Here is a 17,997-nt window from a genome sequence, read left to right as displayed (position 1 = left end):
GCGTCCCTAGGATGAGGCCATGTCACTCCCGCACGCGATCCTCACCGCCCTGCTCGAGAAGAAGTCCTCGGGCCTGGAGCTGACCCGCCGGTTCGACCGGTCGATCGGCTACTTCTGGTCGGCGACGCACCAGCAGATCTACCGCGAGCTGGGGAAACTGGAGGCCGACGGCCTCATCCGGGCACTGCCGTCCGAGCAGCCGGCCCGCGGGCAGAAAAAGAGCTACGAGGTCCTGCCGGCGGGCCGCGCCGAACTGGCCCGCTGGACCTCCGCCTCCCAGGACCCCAAGCCGCACCGCGACGCGCTGCTGCTGCGGCTCAGGGCGGCTGCCGTGGTCGGCACGGCGGGCCTGGAGGCGGATCTGCGGCGCCATCTGGAGCTGCACGAACGGCAGCTGGCGGAGTACGAGGAGATCGAGGAGCGCGACTTCCCGCCCGGCCGCGAGGGCGCAGAGGTCCGGCTGCGGCACCTCGTGCTGCGGGCCGGCATCGACCTGGAGACCTTCTGGACCCAGTGGCTCCGGCGCGCCCTGGCGGACGTCGCCGAACTCCCGGACGGCGGACCGGCGGAGCCGGCCTGACCGGTGGGGGGCGGGACGAGGCGGGTGAGGGGTGAGCGCCGGTCCGGCGCTCTCACGACACGAAGGCGGCGGCCCGTCGGTCCGGACGACGTGAAGGTGGCCCGTCGGTTCGGACGACATGACGGCGGCCCGTCCGCCCGGAGCGCTTCGGGAGAACGGGCCGCCGTCCGTACCGGGTCAGAGCCGGTACGGCTTGTTGCGCCGGCGCAGGTACAGGGCCGTCCCGAGGAGGCCGGCGCCGACGAGCGTGCCGCCCGCGACCAGCGTGACGGTTCCGTAGTCCGTCGTGCTGCCGCCGACCCCGCCCATCACGCCGCGGGACGGCGACGCCGAGGGGGACGCGGACCGCGAGGGGGAGGGGGCGGTGGAGACCACGACGGACTGCGTGCCCGCGGTGGTGCCGTCCGAGCAGACGACGATGACCGTGTACGTGCCCGGGGAGACACTCGACCAGGCGGCCGACTGACTCGTGGACGTCCCCGACAGCGTCACCTGGCGGCCCTGGGCGAAGCTGCCCTGACTGCTGGTGAGGAGCGAGGCGGTGCCCCAGCTGCCGTTGATCTGGGTGCATGAGCTGGTCGTGACCGACACCGTGGACCCCGTGGTGCTCACGGAGATGCCCGGGGCCGCGACGGCGGGCACCGCGGCCAGGGCGAGGGGCAGCGCGGCGACTGCCACGGTCAGGCCGGAGCGGAGAACTGGCGATGAGTTGCGCATGTGGACTGCCCTCCGGCGGCACGGTCGGCGGTACATCCCTTGCGCCGCCGAGGGTCGGGGAGCGCCCGTGCTGCCTCGGGGTCAGCCAAAGCTCCCCGGGCCCCTTCCGCACTCCGAGCGCCCCCGTGCAGGTGACGGGTTGCTTCTCCCGGCTGACGCGGCGGGACGCTACGGGTACGTCTCGCCCGATGCCGACGGGTACGTCAGCGCCCCGCCCCCGTCGTCACCACCCGCTCCGCCGAGAAGCCTCCCCAGGTGCCGTCGGGCAGCATCGCCCGGACGCGGATCCGATGGGTGACACCGGCGCGCCGCCCGGCGTAGAAGCTGTACGTGGCCCGCTCGCGCGGGGCGGTGCCGCCGTACACCAGGGACGTGGCGGGCCTGCCGTCCAGATGGATCTGGTACTCGGTGACCTCACCGTCCACGCGGGGCGGCACCCAGCTCAGGTCGAGCTGGTAGGCCCCGTCCTCGCGGTGACTCGTCGCCCGGAAGTCCGTGGGGGCGGTGGCGCGGCCGTCGTCCGTGCCCGGTGTGGTGAGGCGGACCGCGCGGCCGGCGGGGGAGACGTTGCCGGCCGCGTCCCGGGCGCGGACGGTGAACGTGTAGTCCGTACCGGGCCGCAGTCCCGTGAGCACGGTGGCCGTCTGGCCCCCGCCCACACTGTGGATCTTCGTGTCCCCCTGGTGGATGTCGTACGACACCACACCCCGGTCGTCCGTGGAGGCGGACCAGGACAGCTGCACCGCGCGGCTTCCGACGGCCCGTCCTGCGGGCGCCGCCGGGCGGGTCGGCGCGGTGCGGTCGTCCGCGGCGGCCGCGGGCGTCTTCACGGGCACCGCGCGGCTCGGCGGCCCGAGCCGCCCGGCGTCGTCCCGCGCCCGTACGGTGAAGACGTACCGCGTGGAGGGCCGGAGCCTGGTGACATCCACCATGTGCTGTGACCCCGGCACTTCCTTGACCTTCGTGGTGCCGCGATACACCTCGTAGCCATCGGCCCGGGCGGTCGCGTTCCACATGACATGCACGCTCGTCGCGCTGCCCGCGGCAGCGGTCACACCCGTCGGAGCGCCGGGCACACCGGGGGTGTCCCCTTCTTCCGCTCCGGCCCAGCCGCAGGAGGCGAGCAGGAGGAGAGCCCCGCAGAGCGCCAGGCGGCGCAGGAGGGGCAGGGGAGCGGAACGTCCTCGCACGGCACTGCCTCCCGGGGGTGGTCGGCCAGCAGGTTCACAGGAATGGTCCGGACCAATATGACGCCGTTGGCGCGATCACATCAAGAGGGGGGTCGGTGGTCCATGGATGTCGTTCCCGTCAGGGCGTCACCCCCGCCGTGCGTGACCACCCGGAAGAATTACGTATGCTGGAGGCCTCACGGCCGAACTCCTGGCGGACACCGGAGAGTTCGGGCCTGTCGCGCGGAACCGCTGTCGTCGCAGATGCCGCGCCGGCGCGGGTGGCCGGGCGGCCGGGGTCTTACGCGGACTCAGGCGCCCGGCCCCTGTCGGAGGTTGGGGACGTGCACCGTCCGGCCCCCCAGCGGTGGCCGGGTGATCGCCTCGGGACCAGATTGGGCTGAGTGCCCGTCAGGTCCCCCACGAGAGGCTCCCGTATCGTGCGTGTCCAGTCGCTCACTCTGGCCGTGGCCAGCGCCGCCCTGCTCGCCCCGACGACCTACCCCGCCGCCCGCATCCACCCCGCCGTGTGGCGCGAAGGCGCGGTGAGCGCCGCCGACCTGCTCGCCAAGGTGCGGGAGTGCGCTCCCGTCTCCCGGGGCCGCTACCGCAGCGACAACGGCGCACCCGCGAACATCCCGGTCTGCGGCACCCGCGACGCCGTGTTCTGGAAGGCCGACATGGACATCGACTGCGACGGCAGCCCCGGACCCCGCTGCAACAGCCGCACCGACCCGTACTTCGCCGCGAGCACGGCCTACGCCCAGTCCGACGGCCGCCCGTTGAGCGCCGAGCGCCTGCCCTTCATCGTCGTTCCCGCGCCGAGCTCCCTCTGGGACTACCGGGACCACGGCATCGGCGGCGGTTCGGTGGTGGCCGTCGTGTACCGCGACCGGGTCCAGTACGCGGTCGTCGGCGACACGGGCCCGCAGGGCATCATCGGGGAGGCGTCCTACGCGACTGCCGAGGGCCTGGGCATCCGCGCCGACCCGCACGGCGGCGGCGCACCCTCCGGTGTCACCTACATCGTCTTCAAGAACACCAAGGTGTCGCCCATCGAGGACCACGCCGCGGCCGTGACCGAGGGGGAGCGCCTGGCGAGGCGGTTCGCCGACGGGGGCTGAGCCGCTGACGACGCGTCACGGACCCGCGCCGCGGCCGGGTGCACCGCTGAGCGCGCGTCACGGACGCGCGCGCCGGGGCCGGGTGAGCGCCTGACGACGCGTCACGGACCCGCGCCGCGGCCGGGTGCACCGCCGGTCGCGGTGCACCCGGCCGCAGCCGTCGCTCACACCTTTCGGTAGGAATACGCCTCCACGGCGGCGGCCTCCACCGCCGCCAGATCCGCCCCGGTGGACGCGGTGACGACCGCGGCCACGGCCCCCTCCACGAAGGGGGCGTCCACCAGGCGTGTCGGCTCGGGGAGTTCGTCGCCCTCCGCGAGCAGCGCCTTCACCGTGAGCACGGCGCTGCCCAGGTCGGTCAGGACGGCGATCCCGGCACCTCGGTCGACGGACGCGGCCGCCGCGGCGATCAGTTCGGAGCTGGTACCGAGCCCGCCGCCCTCGGTGCCGCCCGCCGCCGCGACGGGCACCACCGCGCCGCCACCGCCCGCGAGCCCCTTCGCCAGTTCGGCGACCGACGCGGCCACCTCCGCACTGTGCGACACCAGCACGATGCCCACCAGCTGCTCGTCACTCATCAGCGGCCTCCGCGAGTGCGGCGATCAGGAGCGCCGACGACGTGGCACCCGGGTCCTGGTGGCCGATGCTGCGCTCGCCCAGATAACTGGCCCTGCCCTTGCGCGCCTGCAGAGGCGTCGTCGCCACGGCGCCCTCCTCCGCGGCGGTCCGGGCCGCCGTGAACGACTCCCCGAGCGCGTCCACGGCCGGCACCAGCGCGTCGATCATGGTCTTGTCGCCCGGGGCGGCCCCGCCGAGCGTCATGACCGCGTCCACCCCCGCCCGCAGGGCCTCGGCCAGCTGCTCCGCGCTGACCTCATCTGCGTCGCCCAGGGCCTTGCCGGTACGGCGCAGCAGCGTGCCGTACAGCGGCCCCGAGGCGCCGCCGACCGTTGAGATCAGCTGGCGTCCGGCGAGGGTCAGCACCCCGCCGGGCGTGCCGGGGGGCTCCTTCTCCAGGGCGGCCGCCACGGCCCGGAACCCGCGCTGGAGGTTGGTGCCGTGGTCGGCGTCCCCGATGGGGGAGTCGAGGGCGGTGAGCCGTTCCGCCTCGCGGTCGACGGAGGCGGTGGTCACCGTCATCCAGCGGCGGAAGAATGCGGCGTCGAGCACTGGGTCTCCTTGCCTGGTAGGTACGTGGTGATCCTCTACCCCCTGCGCGTCACATGCCCCAGCGCAGACCCGGGGTACTCACCGGCGCGTCGTACAGCCGCAGCATCTCCTCGTCGACCTGGCACAGGGTGAGCGAGGCGCCCGCCATGTCCAGGGAGGTGACGTAGTTGCCCACGAGGACACGGGCCACGGGGACGCCGCGCTGGGCGAGCACCCGGTCCACCTCCGCGTGGAAGCCGTACAGCTCGAGCAGCGGCGTGGCACCCATGCCGTTGACCAGGACCAGCACCGGGTTGCGCGGCTGGAGGTCCTCCACCACCGCCTCGACCGCGGCCTCGGCGATCTCGCCGGAGGTCATCATGGCGCGCCGCTCCCGGCCGGGCTCGCCGTGGATGCCGATGCCCAACTCCAGCTCGCCGGGCGGCAGATCGAAAGTGGGGCTGCCCTTCGCCGGGGTGCTGCAGGCGCTCAGCGCGATCCCGAAGCTGCGGGAGCTCTCGTTCACCTGCCGGGCGATGGACTCGACCCGCTCCAGCGGCATGCCCTCGGCGGCGGCGGCACCCGCGATCTTCTCCACGAACAGGGTCGCGCCCGTACCGCGCCGTCCCGCCGTGTACAGGCTGTCGGTCACGGCCACGTCGTCGTTGACCAGTACCTTCGCGACCTGAATGCCCTCGTCCTCGGCCAGCTCGGCGGCCATGTCGAAGTTGAGCACGTCACCGGTGTAGTTCTTCACGATGAACAGCACGCCGGCGCCGCTGTCCACGGCGGCGGCCGCGCGCAGCATCTGGTCGGGCACGGGGGAGGTGAACACCTCGCCCGGACAGGCCGCCGACAGCATGCCGGGACCCACGAAGCCGCCGTGCAGCGGCTCGTGGCCCGATCCGCCGCCCGAGACCAGCCCCACCTGCCCGGCGACGGGAGCGTCCCGCCGCACGATCACCCGATTCTCCACGTCCACGGTCAGCTCCGGGTGAGCAGCCGCCAGGCCGCGCAGCGCGTCCGCCACCACGGTCTCCGGGACGTTGATCAGCATCTTCACGGGTACCTCCAGGTGAGACTGAGCCATGTGCCTCTGGCCTTCATTTTCGCAGTCCGGGATGGGCCGGGCCAGTTGTCGACCTTGGTGGTCCTCGAGTGATGCAGACCCCTAGACATCCGATCTATACCGCGGAGACGATGTTACGGCCCCCGACTGATGTCGATGCGGCGTCACATCTTCCTTGAAAGAGCCGATGAATGGGGCGGGAGAACTCACCGTGGTCAACGAATCCCAACCGCAGCGCCGCAGCCTTCTCACGTTCGGCGGCGGCCTCGCCCTCGCTTCGCTGGTCTCAGGAGTGACCGGCGCCTCTCCCGGAGGGCGGGCCGCAGCCGCACAGGCCGGGGCGTCGGCGGCCTCCCGGTGGCCCACCCTGTCGCGCGAGGCGCTGACCTACTCCGTACCCGCCGCGGACTGGCAGTCACAGGCGTTGCCCATCGGTAACGGCCGGCTCGGTGCCATGCTCTTCGCCGATCCGCACGAGGAGCGCATCCAGTTCAACGAGCAGAGTCTGTGGGGCGGGGTCAACGACTACGACAACGCCCTGGCGGGCAAACCGGACAGCGAATTCGACACCGGCATGACCGGCTTCGGCTCGTACCGGAACTTCGGCGACGTCGTCGTCACCTTCGCTCCCCGTACCGGCCCGAAGGTCACGGCTCCCTCAGGCCCGTACAGCAGCTCCCCGTCGGAGGGCGTCGACAAGAGTCACGACGGTGAGCCGCGCACCAAGTGGTGCATCGAGGGGCCGGGCCCGAAGGTGCAATGGCAGGTCGAACTCCCGGCCCCCACGGCGGTCGCGTCGTACCGGCTGACGAGTGCCGACGACGTACCGCAGCGCGACCCGCAGGAGTGGACGTTCTCCGGCTCCGCCGACGGCACCACCTGGACCACGCTCGACAGACGCACTCTGGACGCGCCCTTCGAGAACCGCTTCCAGACCAAGGAGTTCACCTGCGCCGAGAGCGGGGCCCACCGCTTCTACCGCTTCGACTTCACACCGAAAGCGGGGGTCAGCCACTTCCAGGTGAGCGAGATCGGCCTGGCCGGCGTCGACCTCGGCGGGGACGGGGTGATGTACCTGTCGTCGCCGAGCGGGCACTCCAGGGGATCCGGCGCCGGGGCACGGTCGCGGGCCACGGGCATCTCGACTTCGGTGGACCGCGATCCCGCCACGGTCTGGCGGGTCGACCCGATCGCGCCGGAGGTCGTGTGGCAGGCCGACCTGCCCCGCGCGGTCGCCGTCACCTCGTACACGCTGACGGCGGCCCCGGACCGCCCCGAGGACGATCCTGGGCGATGGCGGCTGGAGGCGTCGCAGGACGGGCAGGCCTGGACGACCCTCGACACGCAGAGCCCCGCGGTGCCCTTCACCGGGCGCGGTGAGACCCGGACCTTCCCGATCACCGACAGCACGGCCTACCGTGCCTACCGACTCACCCTGACACCCCGCGCGTCGTCCGACGGCATCCAGATCGCGGAGATCGCGCTGGCGGGCAAGGACTTCGACACGCGCACCCTGCGGACGGTCGTCGACTACCGGCGCTCCCTCGACTTCGTGAGCGGCCTCCACGTCACCCGCTTCGGCGCGCCAGGGCGGCGCGTCCTGCGCGAGGCCTTCGCCGGACGGTCCGCGGACGTCATGGTCTTCCGGTACACGGCGGAGCGCGCCCGGGACCTCTCCGGAGCGATAGCACTGTCGTCCGCACAGGACAAGGCCCCGACGACCGTCGACGCCGCCGCGGGGCGGATCGCGTTCAGCGGTGTCATGGGCAACGGCCTCAAGCACGCGTGCGCCGTCCAGGCGGTGCACACCGACGGCGAGCTCCGCGCGGACGGGCAGGTGCTCCGGTTCAGCGGTTGCACGACCCTGACCCTGTTCCTCGACGCCCGCACCGACTACGAGCTCGACGCCGCCGCCGGATGGCGCGGAGCCGATCCGGCACCGGTCGTCGCCAGGACGCTCGGCAAGGCAGCCGCCCGGCCCTACGGAGGACTGCGCGAGGAGCACACCGCCGAAGTGCGTGCCCTGATGCAACGCGTCGCTGTCGACTGGGGCACCTCCGGCGCCGCCGTCACGGCCCTGCCCACCGACGCACGGCTGGCCCGTTACGCGGCCGGCGGGGCGGACCCGACACTCGAGCAGACGATGTTCGACTACGGCCGCTACCTGCTGATCAGCTCCTCCCGCCCGAACGGTCTGCCCGCCAACCTCCAGGGCCTGTGGAACGACAGCAACCAGCCCGCGTGGGCCTCCGACTACCACACCAACATCAATGTGCAGATGAACTACTGGGGTGCCGAGACGACGAACCTGCCGGAGTGTCACGAGGCACTCGTACGGTTCGTGGAGCAGGTGGCGGTGCCCAGCCGCGTGGCGACCCGCAACGCCTTCGGCAAGGACACCCGCGGCTGGACCGCCCGCACCAGCCAGAGCGTCTTCGGCGGCAACGCCTGGGAGTGGAACACCGTCGCGAGTGCCTGGTACGCGCAACACCTGTACGAACACTGGGCGTTCACCCAGGACCTGGACTACCTCCGCACCGCTGCCCTCCCGATGATCAAGGAGATCTGCCAGTTCTGGGAGGACCAGCTCAAGGAACGCGAGGACGGACTCCTCGTCGCCCCCGACGGCTGGTCCCCCGAGCACGGGCCGCGCGTGGACGGCGTCATGTACGACCAGCAGATCATCTGGGACCTGTTCCAGAACTACCTCGACTGCGAGTCGGTGCTGAAGGAGGATCCCGCCTACCGGGCCAGGGTCGCGGACCTGCAGGCACGCCTCGCACCGAACAAGATCGGCAAGTGGGGCCAACTGCAGGAGTGGCAGGAGGACATCGACAGCCCCACCGACATCCACCGCCACACCTCGCACCTCTTCGCCGTCTACCCGGGACGTCAGATCACCCCCCGGACGCCGGACTTCGCGGCCGCCGCCCTCGTCTCCCTCAAGGCGCGGTGCGGCGAGAAGGAAGGCGTCCCGTTCACGGCCGGGACGGTGTCGGGCGACAGCCGCCGCTCGTGGACCTGGCCCTGGCGGGCGGCCCTCTTCGCCCGCCTGGGCGACGGGCATCGCGCCCGGATCATGCTGCGCGGACTCCTGACCTACAACACGCTGCCCAACCTGTTCTGCGACCACCCGCCCTTCCAGATGGACGGCAACTTCGGCGTCTCCGGGGCCGTGGCCGAGATGCTCCTGCAGAGCCACGACGGCGTCATCCACCTGCTGCCCGCCCTGCCGGACGACTGGAAGGCCAGGGGCTCCTTCACCGGCCTCCGCGCACGCGGCGGCTACGCGGTCGACTGCATGTGGCGCAACGGCAAGGTCACGTCGTACACCGTCACGGCCGACCGGGCCCGGAGCCCGAGCAAGGTCACCGTGCGGGTGAACGGCACGGACAGGAAGGTGACGCCGGCCAGGCCCTGAGGCCCTGAGCGTCGGAGCGGCTCCACGGAGCCTGACGTGATGAGAAGGTCGACTTCATGTCCACCTCAAGGCCGGCCCGTCCGGCCCCTCTCGCCGCCCTTGCCCTCGCCCTTGTCGCGACCCTCGGCGCCTGCGGTGACCTCCACGCCCCGGACTCGCCGACCGGCACGTCCCCCTCTCCGTCCGGCGCATCCTCGCCCAGTGCCCCCGGTGCCTCGCCCTACGGGGAACCCGGCGCCGGCGACGGCGCCCCGCACCACAACGAGAACAACGCCTACCGCCGCGAGGGCGACATGGCTCCGGCCCACGAGAAGGACGCCCGGCGGGAGGCCGACCGCATCCGCCCGGTGCTGAAGCGGCTGTGGCAGGAACGCAGGTGGGACCCCGCGAGCGTCCGGGCGGCCCTGCTCCGGCTCGGCTACGAGGAGGAGCGCGTCACGAAGGGCGGCGAACGCCTCGGTGGCACGCTCACCGTCACGGGGATGCTCGCGCGCTGGAAGGGCGACGGCTACGTCACGCCCGAGGGGACACGAGTCGCCCTGCGCGTCCACGACGACGCCTGCGTGTCTGCGTTCGTGCAGAAGTCGAACTTCGAGGTGCGGACGAACGGCCCGTACCCGGAGACGGGCTGCTTCGAGCCGCCGTACGGTCACTGAGGGGGCCGGTGCGCCTTTCCAGCCGCAAGCGGTTTCTGCGCCTGTGTCATGTTTTGTTCCGACGCGAGCGCGGCACTCGGTAACCCGCGAGCGTGCCCCCGAGAGGTGACCATCGCTGCGTGCGGCGTGCCCGACGCGCGCCGGAATCCGGCCCGGCCGCCGGGCGGAACAGAGGGTGGTCGATGACGACGATCGGCGTGGAAGAGGAGTACCTGCTGCTCGACCCGGTCACGGGCCTGCCGGTACCTCAGGCGGACAAAGTGCGCGCCGCGGCGGGCGTGGGACATCTGGTGACCGACCAGGAAGTGCAGTACGAGCTGCTCCAGGCGCAGGTCGAGGTGGCCACGCCGGTCTGCGAAACCCTGGAGGAGGTCGGCGGCCATCTGCTGCGGCTGCGGCACGCCATCGGCGTGGCCGCCGACCAGCACGACTGCCGGATCGGCGTGTGCGGGACACCACCGGTGCGGCACGGCCGGCCCATCGCCGTCACCGACCAGGCCCGCTACCGGGCCATGGTGACCCAGGCGCCGCAACTCGTGGCGGAGCAGCTCGTCAACGGCACGCACGTGCATGTGGCCGTGCCCGACCGGGAGGCGGGTGTGCAGGTCCTGAACCGGATCCGCTCCCGGCTCTCGACGCTGACCGCCATGGCGGCGAACTCGCCCCTCTGGGACGGCCACGACACGGGCTTCGCGAGCTGGCGCACGGTGATCTTCAACCGGTGGCCGGTCAGCGGCATGCCCCCGCACTTCCACGACGTCGACGACTACGACCGGCGCGTGGCACGGCTGCTGGAATCCGGTCTGATCTCCGACGTCGGTCAGCTCTACTGGCAGGCTCGCCTCTCGGCCACGTACCCGACCATCGAGGTGCGGTGCCTGGACGTCCAGCTGCGCGCGGACGAGGCGGTCATGCTCGCCGCTCTCGTCCGGGCCCTGGTGGAGACCGCCCTGGCGGAGGCCGCCGCCGACACACCCGTGCCCGACTGCGCGCCGGAACTGCTCCAGGCCGCCATGTGGCATGCCGCCCGGCACGGACTGGGCGACACCCTCGTCGACCCGGGCGGCGCACCGCACCGCGCCGGCGACGTGCTCTACGAGTTCCTGCGGCACGTCGCTCCCGCCCTCGACGCAGCCGGTGACTCCCGGCAGGTCACCTCCCTGATCCACCGGCTGCTGCAGGACGGGACCGGTGCGGACCGGCAGCGCGCCGCCCTCGCCCAGGGAGGTCTGCGCGCGGTCACCGAACTGGTCAGCGGCCAGAGCACCATGCCGTGACGCCGCGGACCCCCTCCTCAGGCCGCGGCGGCGAACGCGGCGGAGACGGCGGTGTCCACGCGCGCGTGCACGACCAGTCGCGTGCCGCCGGTGCCGGCGTCCGCCTCGAGCGCGCGACGGGTGGGCGCGCTGTGCGTGGCCACGGACAACAGCGTGCCCAGCCCGCCGCACAGGCGGTGGACCCGGAGGACCGCGCTGACCACCGAGCCCCGGGCGGCCGGCTCGTCGAGGACGATGACGACGGGGGCGGGCCGGTAGGCCTGGACGAGATCGCTGATCTTCTCGACGAGCGTGGCGCGCCCGCCGACGCCGGGGTCCTCGTGGACCGTGATGACGAGGACTCCATGATCGAGCGAATGGGACAGCAGCACAGCCTCCGTGCCTCCGTTTCCTTCGTCGGCGGGTCGTTCCGCCGTGGAAGTACCCGGAGGCGGCCCGTCGAAGCCTCGCGGAGCCGGTGCCGCTGACGGCGGCTCCTCGTCGCCGGGGATCGCCGGCGGGTCTCTGAGACGCCGTTTCGCGGGTAACCGTCCAGTGCGGTGAACGGAGGTGAGACCGATGGAGCGCAACGGTGAGGGCGGCCGGCGCATGCTCGCGGAGCTGCTGGAGGCCAGCCATCTCATGCCGATCGAGCTGCTCCCGGCCAAGGCGAACGGGTGCGCCCGCGCGGCCTCCTTCCACCAGGTACTGATCTACGTCGCCGATCTGCAGCGCAACCTCCTGCGCCTGGTCCCCGGGGACGACGCGGCGGAGCACGGGCACGACACGGAGCTGCACGTCGAGGGGACGGTCGCCGGGCGGGCCTACCAGTACGGCGGCGTCCTGCCCGCCGCACCCCCGGGCGGCGGCGTCTTCCAGTGGTGGGTGCCGCTGCTGGACGGGACGGAACGCATCGGGCTGCTGCGGGTGAGCAGCGAGCACAACGACGCCGACACACGCGCGGACATGGAGGCGCTGGCGGCACTCATCTCCCTGATCATCGTCAGCAAGAGGGGCACCAGCGACGCACTGGCCAAGCTGGTGCGCACACGGCAGATGAGCGTGTCCGCGCAGATGCAGTGGAACCTGCTGCCCCCGCGCACCTACGCCGACGGCAGGGTGACGATCTCCGCGTCCCTGGAGCCGGCCTACGACATCAGCGGCGACGTCTTCGAATACGCCGTCGACGGACCCCTGGTCCATCTGACGATCTTCGACGCGATGGGCCACGACACGGCGGCCGGCCTCTCCGGAGCTCTCGCCCTGGGCGCCTGCCGCAATGCCCGCCGCCAGGGCGCGGGCCTCGTGGAGAAGGCCGAAGCCGTCGAAGCCGCCCTCCTGGAGCAGTACGACCACCGGCGCTACGTCACCGGAGTCCTGGCCACCCTCGACACCGGCACCGGCGTCCTGCAGTGGGTCAACCGCGGCCACCATCCGCCGATCATCATTCGCGACAACCGCTGGACCAGCCATCTCGCCTGCCCGCCCGGCCACCCGATGGGCACCGACCTCGGTCTGCGCACGCTCGTGTGCGAGGAACACCTCCAGCCGGGCGACCGCATCGTCCTCTACACCGACGGCATCACCGAGGCGCGCCGCTCCGGTGACCGGGAGTTCGGCCTGGCGCGCTTCACCGACTTCCTCATCCGCCACCACGCCGACGGACTGCCCGTCCCCGAGACGCTGCGCCGCCTCGTCCAGGCCGTCCTCGAGTACCACGACGGCCGCCTCCAGGACGATGCCACGGTCCTGCTGTGCGAGTGGATCGGTCCGCATCTGGAGCCGGCCGACACCGCGGCCGGCCTCGCGGGTGTGTCGTCGACCCGCCTCCCTACGGCTGCTGCCGGCGCACCATCTCGTTGATCCAGACGGGCGCGTACGGCGAGGTGCAGCCCGGGGACGTCGGGTAGTCCTTGAGCACCTCCAGGCGCTCACCGATGTCGATCGCCCGGGCCCGCAGCTCGGGACGCTCGATGCCGATGCGGGCCAGGCAGTGGTTCATCGCCCACTGCAGCCGGTCCGGGGCGTCCTTCATCTCCGCCTCGATGACGTCGAGCAGCCCCGCGAGGTCAAGGCCCTCGGGCCTCTTCGCCACCCGCTCTGTGGTCAGCGCCCAGCCGGCGCTCGCGACCACGGGATCCGGATCGGCGGTCCAGGCCAGGCGCAATTCCTCGCAGTGCGGGCTCTTCCTCACCACGTAGTTCACGAGCCAGTCGTGGACCTTGGGGGCGCGCGCCCGGCGCAGCATGTCGTCCAGCTCGTCCCGCCCGAACGCCTTCGGGCGGCAGATCAGGAGCGCCAGCAGCCTCGCCGCCGTGTCGTCCGTCTCCCAGAGCCGGCGGGCGAGGTCCTGCTGCGTCTTCAGCCGCTTGGCGAGCGCGCGCAGCTTGCCGAGGTTCACGCCGTGATCGTCGCCGTGCCGCTCGTTCACCGCACGCGCCTTCGGGTCCTCCAGCGCGGCCAGCTCGGCCATCACCTCGGCGACCGTCGTCCCCGTCCGTGTCGTCCCGGCCACCTCGGCCTCCTGCCCTGCTCGTGGGGGACTCACCCTACGGCGGAGCGGACGCCCTGTCCTCGCTCGGTCGGACGGGCCTGTCCTCACGTGGTCAGACGGGGAGGACGAACGGAGGGTGCGCGCCGTTGAGGTAGTAGTCCCCGACGTCCCGCAGCCGGTGGCCCACGGGCTCGTACAGGGTGTGGGTCCGGGCGTTGCGCCAGAACCGGTCGAACCCCAGCCGTGCGGACGCGGAGCGGGCACCGATGATGTCGAGGGCGCGGGCGGTGGACTCCTGGGCCGCCCTGGACGCGGCGGCTTCGGCCATGGCCACGAGGACCGAGATCTCCGCGTAGTCCTCGTAGGTGAGGTCCTCGCCGTCGGCCAGCCCGCCCTGCACCGCCTGGCACGCCTGCTCGGCGAGGGCGGAGGCGGAGCGGGTGAGCACGGTGAGCTCCCCGTACGCCGTGAGGACGTGCGGGTCCTGCGGGGTGCCGGCCGGCCACTCCGGGTGCCAGTGCGAGTGGCCGGTCCTGCTGTACTCACGGGCCTCGGAGAGCACGCCCTCCGCCATGCCGAGCCGGAGCTGCACCGACAGGAGGCGACCGACCGGCGAGACGAGGGCGGTCAGGGGTGACAGGACCTCTTCGTCCGCCGACAGGGAACCGAGGACGTCCGCGGTGGGGACCGGTACCGCGTCGAACTCCGCGCTGCCGCCCGCCGCCAGCCGCTGGCCGAAGGGATCGGCGTCACCGTCGACGACCACTCCCGGGAGGGTCGGATCGACCACGAGCACGAGGGGTTCGCCGGTGCCGGCCCGCACCGCCCGTACGGCGAGCCGGTCGGCGACCAGGACACCGGCGGCGTAGCTCTGCCTGCCGTTCAGCACGTACCCCCGCGTGTCCTTGGTGAGCATCAGCGCCGGTTCCTGGCGGGCCAGGCCGCCGCCCCAGCACCACTGCTCTGCCGCGGACCGCCGCTGGAGCCGGGCGGCGAGGGCGGGTTCGGCGAAGAACCGGGCGCTCCAGGACAGGAAGTAGTGACAGCCGAGGAGCCGGCCTATGGCGCCGTCCGCCGCCGCGATCTCCCGGACCACGGCGTAGGCCTCGGCCCAGTCCGCGCCGCCGCCCCCGAGTTCGGCGGGGACCAGCAGTGTCAGCAGCCCCGATTCGCGCAGCCGGGACACCTCGTCGAACGGGGGCTTGCCCGCCTGGTCCCGGGCCACCGCGTCGGTGGCCAGGTCGTCCGCCGTCTCGCGGGCCACCCGCAGCCAGTGCGCTCGGCCGGGCCCGCGCTGGTCGGACTCCATGTCGGGGCCGGACGGCGCCGGGGCAACGCCCATCGCAGGACTCTCCTCAAGTACGTTTGCGGAGCGGGGTGTTGAGCCTCACGGGCGGGAAAGATGTGTGGGCCATGCGCATCATCCTGCGCAGTGACGACACGCCCCGTCAATACTTTCCTAGTAATTCGATAGGGAAAGTAGGGAACGGCGGTGCACGGCCGGCCTGGCCTTGAGTCGCTGGAGGGGCGTGGGCGGCGGCACACGGGTGGCCCCTCGTCCCGGTCGCGTCCGGCGCCACCGCCCTGCGCAACACCCTCGACCTCGCGCGGCAGGCCGAGCAGTTCGGCTACAGCCGCTACTGATTCGCCGAGCACCATCTAAACCCGGGCGTCGCCGGGACCTCACCCGCCGTCGTACCGGCCCTGACCGCCTCCGCGACCTCCGTCATCCGGATCGGCTCGGGCGCCGTGCAACTCGGCCACCGCACCGCCCTGTCCACCGTCGAGGAGTTCGGTCTGATCGACGCCCTGCACCCGGGCGCCTCGATCTGGGCGCGCCGAGGTCGCCGACCGCATCGACACCCAGTTCGTCGGCTCGCCCGGACGCGTCGCCGACCGGCTCGAACAAGTGCGAGAGGCCACCGGCGCCGACGAGCTGATCATCACGACCATCACGCACGACCACGCCGACCGGGTGCGCTCCTACCGGCTCCTGGCGCAGGAGTGGCAACGCCGGTGACCCCTCGGACGGAACCTAGTAGCTGTCGTAGCCGGGCTTGCCGGTCGGCCGGTAGACGCCCACGACGGTGCCGCTCTTGGTCGTCGAGACACAGACCGGTTCCAGAGCGGTGGGGACGGCGCCGTCGGCGAACAGCCGCTTGCCGGTGCCGATGATCACCGGATGGATGGTCAGCCGGTACTCGTCGACCAGGTCGTGCCGCATGAGCGTCTGCGCGAGGTCGCCGCTGCCGACGACGTTGATGTCACCGCCGTCGGACGCCTTCAGTTCGCGCACGGCGTCGGCGACGTCACCCTCCAGCAGTGTGGAGTTCTCCCATTCCAGGGACGTCAGCGTCCGGGACGCCACGTACTTGCGCATGCTGTTCATCCGCTCGGTGAACGGGTCGCCGGGATCGGCGGTCGGCCAGTACGCCGCGAAGATGTCGTACGTCTTGCGGCCGAGCAGCATGGCGTCGGAGGGCTCGTACCAGCCGGCGATCGCCGCGCCTACCTCGTCGTCGGACACCGGCTTCTGCCAGCCGCCGTGCTCGAAGCCGCTCTCGGCGTCCTCGTCCGGACCGCCCGGCGCCTGCATGACGCCGTCCAGCGACAGGAACGTGCAAACGATGATCTTGCGCATGATGCGCTCCCTTCGTGTTCGACGGGTGGACTGCGCGACCATCGGAAACTCATCGGCGGGCCGTCGCGGCGGCACGGCGTCACCGCCTGCGGTGCCCCGGCTTGAACGGGCCGGTCGCGGGAGCCACGCACATGTCCACGACCGTCCTGGGGCCGGCCGCGGAGCCGGCCATGCAGAGCCGTCCGCCGCGGTCGCGCAGATCGAGGGAGAACCGTATGGCGGTGCCCGACCTCCGAAGGCCGTGGATGCGCTCGTCGGTGTAGCCGAGATCGTTCAGCACCGTTCCGACGTCGGTGGGCGAGGGATTCTTCAGATCCCACAGGGCCCGGGTCACGCGCTCCTCATGGAGGTGCCCCGCGCACCAGTCACGAGCGTTGAGCTCCACCTCCGGCCCGGCCGTGGGGGCGATCGGCTCGACCGCGTCGCTCGGCGGCGTCTCCTGCGCGCCGGGCGGCAGGGTGTCCGCAGGCCCGGACGGGGGCGCCTGCGGCGGGCCTTCGGCCGGGCAGGTCTGCGCGACCTCGTCCAGCATCTTCGAGAAGGCCGTACCGGGCCGGTCCCCGGCGCCGTCGAGGCCGGCGTCGGTGCTCGTGCTCTCGGTGCCGCACGCGGCGAGTCCCACGATGGCGACAACCGCCGTCACGAGTGTCATGCGCGAGCGGCGCAGGGTGTGGGCGGCCGTGCCGACCAGCTCGGAAGATCGTCTCATGCGCCCAGTATTCGAGCGGGCCACGAGGGCGACATGAGTGTTCCTACTCAGGTGAACAGGGGCAGTCGCTCAGCCTGGTGACAGACGCACGCGGCGCCCGGGCCCGGCGTCCCTCGATGCGGTCACGACCTGACCTCATCCCGTGCGACGGTGAGGGCGCAAGCCGCCCGGATAACCTGGACCGCGGGTCGGCACCCCACTCGAAGGCCGAGGTGCTCCGATGACCGTGCTCGACGCCCGGGCGCTCAACCGCGCCACCCTCGCCCGGCAGCTGCTCCTCGAGCGCGCCGGCCTGCCGGTCCTCGACGCCGTCGCGCACCTGTCCGGTCTGCAGGCGCAGGAACCGCAGGAGCCGTTCCTCGGGCTCTGGTCGCGGCTGCGGGCCTTCGACCCGGCGGAGCTGTCGGACCTGCTCACCGGGCGGCATGTCGTGCGCACCCACCTCATGCGCCGCACCGTCCATCTCGTCACCACCGACGACGTCCTGGCCTGGCGCGCCCGCCACGACGGCATGCTGCGCCAGCGGGTCCTCGGTGTCTACCGGCGCGAGCTCGACGGCGTCGACCTCGACGAACTCGCCGCGGCGGGCCGGGAGATCCTGGCCGACGGCGAACCCCGCTCCATGCCCGAACTCGCGCGAGCCGTCGCCGACCGCTGGCCCGCGGCGGGGCCCCGGCCCCTGGGCGAGATGCTGGTCGCCGCCCTTCTCCCCACGGTCCAACTCCCGCCGCGCGGCCTGTGGCGCACCAGGGCGGGAGTGCGCTACGCACTGATCTCCTCCTGGCTGGGACGCGACATCGACCCGCCCGCCCCGGACGGCTCCGACCCCGTGGGCCAGGACCTGGTACGGCGCTACCTGACGGCCTACGGCCCGGCCGCCTCGGCCGACCTGCGAGCCTGGTGCGGCCTCGCCGGGCTGCCCGGCGCGGTCTCCGCCGTGCGCGAGGAACTCGTCGCCTTCCGCGACGAGCGCGGCCGCGAACTGCTCGACCTCCCCGACGCGCCCCGCCCC

Annotated in this window: 17 protein-coding genes and 1 pseudogene; 8 read left to right on the top strand and 10 right to left on the bottom strand. The window is 72.4% G+C overall.

All coding sequences use genetic code 11. The features are described 5' to 3' along the window. Nucleotides 1-19 precede the first annotated feature (19 nt). A complete protein-coding gene (locus tag K4G64_RS23145) occupies nucleotides 20-580 on the top strand; it encodes a PadR family transcriptional regulator (RefSeq protein ID WP_221757935.1) in 561 nt (186 codons plus the stop codon). A gap of 177 nt (nucleotides 581-757) precedes the next feature. Here the strand turns inward: K4G64_RS23145 and K4G64_RS23140 are convergent, their stop codons facing one another. Together K4G64_RS23140 and K4G64_RS23135 are read right to left on the bottom strand one after the other, a co-directional pair. Then, nucleotides 758-1,297: a hypothetical protein gene (locus K4G64_RS23140; protein WP_221757934.1), complete on the bottom strand. Its 540-nt coding sequence runs from the start codon at nucleotides 1,295-1,297 to the stop codon at nucleotides 758-760. Between the two features lie 203 nt (nucleotides 1,298-1,500). Next, entirely contained in the window at nucleotides 1,501-2,487 is a 987-nt protein-coding gene (locus tag K4G64_RS23135; RefSeq protein ID WP_221757933.1) for a fibronectin type III domain-containing protein, read from the bottom strand. A gap of 419 nt (nucleotides 2,488-2,906) precedes the next feature. Between K4G64_RS23135 and K4G64_RS23130 the strand changes: the two genes are divergently transcribed. After that, nucleotides 2,907-3,590, top strand: coding sequence for a glycoside hydrolase family 75 protein (locus K4G64_RS23130; RefSeq protein ID WP_221757932.1), 684 nt, complete (start codon nucleotides 2,907-2,909; stop codon nucleotides 3,588-3,590). A gap of 164 nt (nucleotides 3,591-3,754) precedes the next feature. Here K4G64_RS23130 and K4G64_RS23125 read toward each other — a convergent pair whose 3' ends face one another. The 3 genes from K4G64_RS23125 to dhaK are packed head-to-tail and all read right to left on the bottom strand — an operon-like array spanning nucleotide 3,755 to nucleotide 5,802. Then, nucleotides 3,755-4,168 carry a PTS-dependent dihydroxyacetone kinase phosphotransferase subunit DhaM gene (locus tag K4G64_RS23125; protein WP_221757931.1) on the bottom strand — a complete coding sequence of 138 codons (414 nt, stop codon included), beginning with the start codon at nucleotides 4,166-4,168 and terminating at the stop codon, nucleotides 3,755-3,757. Then, on the bottom strand, nucleotides 4,161-4,760 hold the full coding sequence (dhaL, locus tag K4G64_RS23120) for a dihydroxyacetone kinase subunit DhaL (protein WP_221757930.1): 600 nt from the start codon (nucleotides 4,758-4,760) through the stop codon (nucleotides 4,161-4,163). The genes K4G64_RS23125 and dhaL overlap by 8 nt, the downstream gene beginning before the upstream one ends. Nucleotides 4,761-4,809: 49 nt before the next feature. Then, complete coding sequence (dhaK, locus tag K4G64_RS23115) at nucleotides 4,810-5,802, bottom strand: dihydroxyacetone kinase subunit DhaK (protein ID WP_221757948.1); 993 nt, start codon at nucleotides 5,800-5,802, stop codon at nucleotides 4,810-4,812. A gap of 217 nt (nucleotides 5,803-6,019) precedes the next feature. Between dhaK and K4G64_RS23110 the strand changes: the two genes are divergently transcribed. From K4G64_RS23110 to K4G64_RS23100, 3 genes are all read left to right on the top strand, one after another. After that, nucleotides 6,020-9,229: a glycoside hydrolase N-terminal domain-containing protein gene (locus K4G64_RS23110; protein WP_221757929.1), complete on the top strand. Its 3,210-nt coding sequence runs from the start codon at nucleotides 6,020-6,022 to the stop codon at nucleotides 9,227-9,229. A gap of 56 nt (nucleotides 9,230-9,285) precedes the next feature. Further along, entirely contained in the window at nucleotides 9,286-9,885 is a 600-nt protein-coding gene (locus K4G64_RS23105; RefSeq protein ID WP_221757928.1) for a hypothetical protein, read from the top strand. Between the two features lie 182 nt (nucleotides 9,886-10,067). Then, nucleotides 10,068-11,162 (top strand): glutamate--cysteine ligase, encoded by a 1,095-nt coding sequence (locus K4G64_RS23100; RefSeq protein ID WP_221757927.1) that lies wholly within the window; start codon nucleotides 10,068-10,070, stop codon nucleotides 11,160-11,162. A gap of 17 nt (nucleotides 11,163-11,179) precedes the next feature. Here the strand turns inward: K4G64_RS23100 and K4G64_RS23095 are convergent, their stop codons facing one another. After that, a complete protein-coding gene (locus tag K4G64_RS23095; protein WP_221757947.1) occupies nucleotides 11,180-11,530 on the bottom strand; it encodes a hypothetical protein in 351 nt (116 codons plus the stop codon). A gap of 190 nt (nucleotides 11,531-11,720) precedes the next feature. Here K4G64_RS23095 and K4G64_RS23090 point away from each other — a divergent pair, with 190 nt between their 5' ends. After that, entirely contained in the window at nucleotides 11,721-13,004 is a 1,284-nt protein-coding gene (locus K4G64_RS23090; RefSeq protein ID WP_260460838.1) for a PP2C family protein-serine/threonine phosphatase, read from the top strand. Here the strand turns inward: K4G64_RS23090 and K4G64_RS23085 are convergent. Further along, nucleotides 12,973-13,614, bottom strand: a complete 642-nt coding sequence (locus tag K4G64_RS23085; RefSeq protein ID WP_221757945.1) for a DNA alkylation repair protein — start codon at nucleotides 13,612-13,614, stop codon at nucleotides 12,973-12,975. The two genes, K4G64_RS23090 and K4G64_RS23085, sit on opposite strands and share 32 nt — an antisense overlap. A 133-nt stretch (nucleotides 13,615-13,747) precedes the next feature. Further along, the gene (locus K4G64_RS23080) at nucleotides 13,748-14,977 is read right to left on the bottom strand and encodes an acyl-CoA dehydrogenase family protein (protein WP_221757926.1); all 1,230 of its coding nucleotides are present in this window, start codon (nucleotides 14,975-14,977) and stop codon (nucleotides 13,748-13,750) included. Nucleotides 14,978-15,219: 242 nt separating this feature from the next. Here K4G64_RS23080 and K4G64_RS23075 point away from each other — a divergent pair. Further along, nucleotides 15,220-15,655, top strand: a pseudogene (locus tag K4G64_RS23075) (LLM class flavin-dependent oxidoreductase). 15 nt (nucleotides 15,656-15,670) lie between these two features. Here the strand turns inward: K4G64_RS23075 and K4G64_RS23070 are convergent. Together K4G64_RS23070 and K4G64_RS40400 are read right to left on the bottom strand one after the other, a co-directional pair. Next, nucleotides 15,671-16,276 (bottom strand): dihydrofolate reductase family protein, encoded by a 606-nt coding sequence (locus K4G64_RS23070; protein ID WP_221757925.1) that lies wholly within the window; start codon nucleotides 16,274-16,276, stop codon nucleotides 15,671-15,673. A gap of 79 nt (nucleotides 16,277-16,355) precedes the next feature. After that, nucleotides 16,356-16,985, bottom strand: a complete 630-nt coding sequence (locus K4G64_RS40400; RefSeq protein WP_260460837.1) for a hypothetical protein — start codon at nucleotides 16,983-16,985, stop codon at nucleotides 16,356-16,358. Between the two features lie 220 nt (nucleotides 16,986-17,205). Between K4G64_RS40400 and K4G64_RS23060 the strand changes: the two genes are divergently transcribed. Beyond that, on the top strand, nucleotides 17,206-17,997 hold a 792-nt coding region (locus K4G64_RS23060), incomplete at its 3' end, for a winged helix DNA-binding domain-containing protein (RefSeq protein WP_221757924.1).

It is taken from the genome of Streptomyces sp. WAC04114 (assembly GCF_019733245.1).
GTDB lineage: Bacteria > Actinomycetota > Actinomycetes > Streptomycetales > Streptomycetaceae > Streptomyces > Streptomyces massasporeus_A.
The sequence above is the reverse complement of the archived record's forward strand: the minus strand, read 5'-3'. Positions and strand labels throughout refer to the sequence as shown.

Bases quoted from the DNA above. Each gene is read 5' to 3' on its own strand.
- K4G64_RS23145 (WP_221757935.1), top strand. From the start codon at position 20: ATGTCACTCCCGCACGCGATCCTCACCGCCCTGCTCGAGAAGAAGTCC.
- K4G64_RS23140 (WP_221757934.1), bottom strand. From the start codon at position 1,297: ATGCGCAACTCATCGCCAGTTCTCCGCTCCGGCCTGACCGTGGCAGTC.
- K4G64_RS23125 (WP_221757931.1), bottom strand. From the start codon at position 4,168: ATGAGTGACGAGCAGCTGGTGGGCATCGTGCTGGTGTCGCACAGTGCG.
- K4G64_RS23105 (WP_221757928.1), top strand. From the start codon at position 9,286: ATGTCCACCTCAAGGCCGGCCCGTCCGGCCCCTCTCGCCGCCCTTGCC.
- K4G64_RS23100 (WP_221757927.1), top strand. From the start codon at position 10,068: ATGACGACGATCGGCGTGGAAGAGGAGTACCTGCTGCTCGACCCGGTC.
- K4G64_RS23090 (WP_260460838.1), top strand. From the start codon at position 11,721: ATGGAGCGCAACGGTGAGGGCGGCCGGCGCATGCTCGCGGAGCTGCTG.
- K4G64_RS23085 (WP_221757945.1), bottom strand. From the start codon at position 13,614: ATGGCCGAGCTGGCCGCGCTGGAGGACCCGAAGGCGCGTGCGGTGAAC.
- K4G64_RS23080 (WP_221757926.1), bottom strand. From the start codon at position 14,977: ATGGGCGTTGCCCCGGCGCCGTCCGGCCCCGACATGGAGTCCGACCAG.
- K4G64_RS23070 (WP_221757925.1), bottom strand. From the start codon at position 16,276: ATGCGCAAGATCATCGTTTGCACGTTCCTGTCGCTGGACGGCGTCATG.
- K4G64_RS40400 (WP_260460837.1), bottom strand. From the start codon at position 16,985: ATGAGACGATCTTCCGAGCTGGTCGGCACGGCCGCCCACACCCTGCGC.